The 1,614-nt window shown below is 47.8% G+C and carries 1 protein-coding gene; it reads right to left on the bottom strand.

Going from position 1 to position 1,614, the window contains the following annotated elements; genetic code table 11:
• Positions 1-87: 87 nt before the first annotated feature.
• On the bottom strand, positions 88-1,614 hold a 1,527-nt coding region (locus VN105_RS12675; RefSeq protein WP_325641391.1), incomplete at its 5' end, for an FMN-binding glutamate synthase family protein.

Genomic DNA, 1,614 nt, shown 5'->3' with positions numbered 1-1,614 from the left:
TTATACTTTTGGGGTTTAGAAATTTTTTGGAAGATAGCGCAGAATTTGGACTTTTATTTTTTCGGATAAAAGCCCAAATCCTTTTTACTACATCCAGGTATCAATTCCTACAGTTTCCATCTCTTTTTTCAGGTGTTCCGGCATTAGCCCGTTCAGCAATGCTCCCCTGGCAACACTCGGATATATATCTTCAAAAGTTTTTACCTGGTTCATAAATACCCGGCGGAAAATATGCCGCCTGGTAATATCGTGGGGGTCTTTCAAACCGGCTGCACCTGCCAGTTCAATGGCGCTTTCTATGGTGTCGCGGTGATAGTTGGCTACGCGGTGTTTTTTATCGTCCACCACAAGGCCGGCGGACAGCCATTTATCTTGTGTGGCCACACCGGTAGGACATTTATTGGTGTTGCACACCAGCGCCTGTATACATCCCAGTGCCATCATCATTGCACGGGCGCTGTTACAGGTATCCGCCCCCAGGGCCATTGCACGCAGCATATGGTAACCGGTGAGTATTTTACCGGAAGCAATAATTTTCATATGATGACGGATGTTGAACCCGGTAAGCGTGTCGTGAACAAAAGAAAGCCCGTCCATCAGCGGCATACCCACGGAGTTGGAAAATTCGGGTGGCGCAGCGCCGGTGCCGCCTTCACCTCCATCTACAGTAATAAAATCAGGATAAGTATCTGTTTCTATCATGGCCTTGCAGATCGCGTAAAATTCCCGTTGCTGACCGATGCACAATTTGAATCCAACAGGCTTGCCTTTACTCAGATCGCGCAGGCGCCTGATAAACAGCATCATTTCCCTCGGACTGTTAAATGCTTTATGATAAGGAGGAGAGAATACCGTGGTATGAGGTTTAACATGACGGATAGCGGCAATTTCGGGTGTGTTCTTGGCAGCTGGTAATATACCACCATGGCCGGGTTTGGCGCCCTGTGAAATTTTCAGTTCTATCATTTTAACTTGTGGCAGTGCGCTTTTTTCTGCAAACAAACTATCGGAAAAATTACCGTCGTCGTCACGGCAACCAAAATAGCCGGTACCAATTTGCCAGATAATATCGCCACCCTGTTTGAGATGGGCGTCGCTGATGCCGCCTTCCCCGGTATTATGGGCGAAGTTGCCTATTTTGGCGCCCCCGTTTAACGCCTGTACAGCGTTGTTACTGAGCGATCCATAGCTCATGGCGCTAACATTCAGGATACTGCCCGAATAAGGCTGTTTACAGTCTTTCCCGCCAAAGGTTACCCGCGGGTCCTTCTCCATGTGATCAAAGTTCTGCGGTTGAATAGAATGTGCCATCCATTCATATCCTTCGGCGTACACATTAAACTGGGTACCAAACGGCTGGGAATCCAGTTCCCGCTTGGCCCGCTGGTAAATAGTGGAACGGTCTACCCGGTTGATAGGACTGCCGTCAATATCACTCTCTACAAAGTATTGGTAGATTTTAGGCCGTAATGCTTCCATCCAGTACCGCATACGCCCTACTACAGGGTAGTTCCGGATGATGGCATGTTTGGTTTGCATGATATCAAGCATACCCATGATAACAATAGGTAACACCAATACCAGCAGCCAGAAAACCCAGGGGAAAAATAATCC

The sequence above is a fragment of the Chitinophaga sp. genome, assembly GCF_035564935.1.
In the GTDB taxonomy this organism is placed as follows: domain Bacteria; phylum Bacteroidota; class Bacteroidia; order Chitinophagales; family Chitinophagaceae; genus Chitinophaga.
The sequence above is the reverse complement of the archived record's forward strand: the minus strand, read 5'-3'. Positions and strand labels throughout refer to the sequence as shown.